Here is a 1,637-nt window from a genome sequence, read left to right as displayed (position 1 = left end):
TGTAAAAGTAAGTGTCATCCGGGGTGCTCTTGCTGCCGTACAAACGTAGCGACCAGGCATTTAATGTGACCGGCAGGCCGGAATTCGCATCGCTCACCTGTAGGGTCCAGTTGCCAGCCGAGCGTTCACCAAAATCATGGGTCGACATAAAGCTGTATTTGAATGTCCCCGACTGGCTACTACCCAAATCGGTCGCGCTCGCGCCCGGCATGCCGTCTGGAACCTTACCCTGACGATTGAGCAAGATGCTCTGAGTGCCATCAGGAGAGATCAGTTTGAGCGTCAGATCGCCAAGACGGCCTACCTGAGCGTCAAAATCGATCTCGACATGTTCGACATTCAGACCGGCATTCATGGCGATGGACGATGTTAGCGTTTCCCCCGCCGCCAAGGTTTTCCCCAGAGGGCCGCTAGATGCGCTATAGACGAACTCGTTGGCAGCGGTGCTTTGAGTCATCCAAGACTCAGCCAAGCGAACAGCGGCTCGCGCATCGATTTGACCGAAACCGTAATCGTTGCTGGTATGCATGCCGCCGCCATTCCAGCTATGACTGCTATTATCACTCCATGCGGTAGATGGGTCATTGATCTTGCGAGCGGATAGAGCAAGGATCTGCTGCACATCCCGATAGCCTAAGTTCGGGTTGGCCTCAAGCATCAGCGCAACCACACCGGAGACTATCGGCGCGGCGAAGCTGGTGCCTTGCATGCTGGTGTAGTCATTGCCGAAAGTTGAGCCACGTTCGGTTTTCAGCATATAGCTGGTAGACACGACATTGCTGCCCGGCGCCGAAACCAACAGGCTGGCTCCCGGATTGGAGAACGGTGAGGAGCCAATCTGCAAAGTCGACAAATCGCCCTGCGCGTTGATTGCACCGACTTCCACCGAAAAGCGGTTGTTATTGGTCAACGACCCTTGGGCATTGCCGCCTTCCGCACGATGATTGCCGCCTGCCGCCACGATGACGGTACCCAATCCGCCACGACCATTGGCCGCCGCATACTGCGCATTCATGCTCAGCGACGCGGCAGTATTTATGGAGCCGCCCTGAAAGCTGCTGAGCGCGAAATCGTTGGCAAATCCCCAGCTATTGTTGGCAATGTCAAAACTGACCATATGCCCCAGTCCCGCAAGATCGGCACCGTCATTGGCCAGATAATAGCCGCCCAACGTAGCATCATGGGCAACCCCGACGCCACCGGTATTATTCTTCGCCGCGACCATCACACCCGCCACCATTGTCGCGTGGTTGGAGACCACATTCGGCAAGGCGCCATTGGTTTGTTGAGTCTGCAACCAGGCTTTGTCGACATTCGCCGCAAGGTCGGGGTGATTAATATCAAATATTTCAGGCGCGGTGGCAAACTTACCGCCCGGCTCGAACTGACCAATGCGTACGCCCTTGCCGGTGTAGTCCTTCCAGACCGGCAGAATGTTGGCATCGCTCAAATACCATTGTTGAGCAGCTAATGGATCAAGCGGGACTTCCGGCGTCAGTAATGTCGCAACGGCACGCATCGGCGCGGTTTCCCCACTACTCAGATCGACTACCGATGCTGACGGATTCCCGGCTGCGTCAGTTACACCATATTTAAAGCTAATGACACCGGTGTAATCTGCATCCGGCGTAAACAAA

The 1,637-nt window shown here is 55.5% G+C and carries 1 protein-coding gene; it reads right to left on the bottom strand.

The features are described from left to right. Positions 1–1,519, bottom strand: a 1,519-nt coding sequence (locus Phpb_RS26415) for a S8 family serine peptidase (protein WP_205634819.1), incomplete at its 3' end; no start/stop codon positions are given. Positions 1,520–1,637: the final 118 nt, after the last annotated feature.

The sequence above is a fragment of the Photorhabdus namnaonensis genome (genome assembly GCF_001684335.1).
In the GTDB taxonomy this organism is placed as follows: Bacteria; Pseudomonadota; Gammaproteobacteria; order Enterobacterales; family Enterobacteriaceae; genus Photorhabdus; species Photorhabdus namnaonensis.
This window is presented reverse-complemented; position numbering and strand designations above follow the sequence as displayed.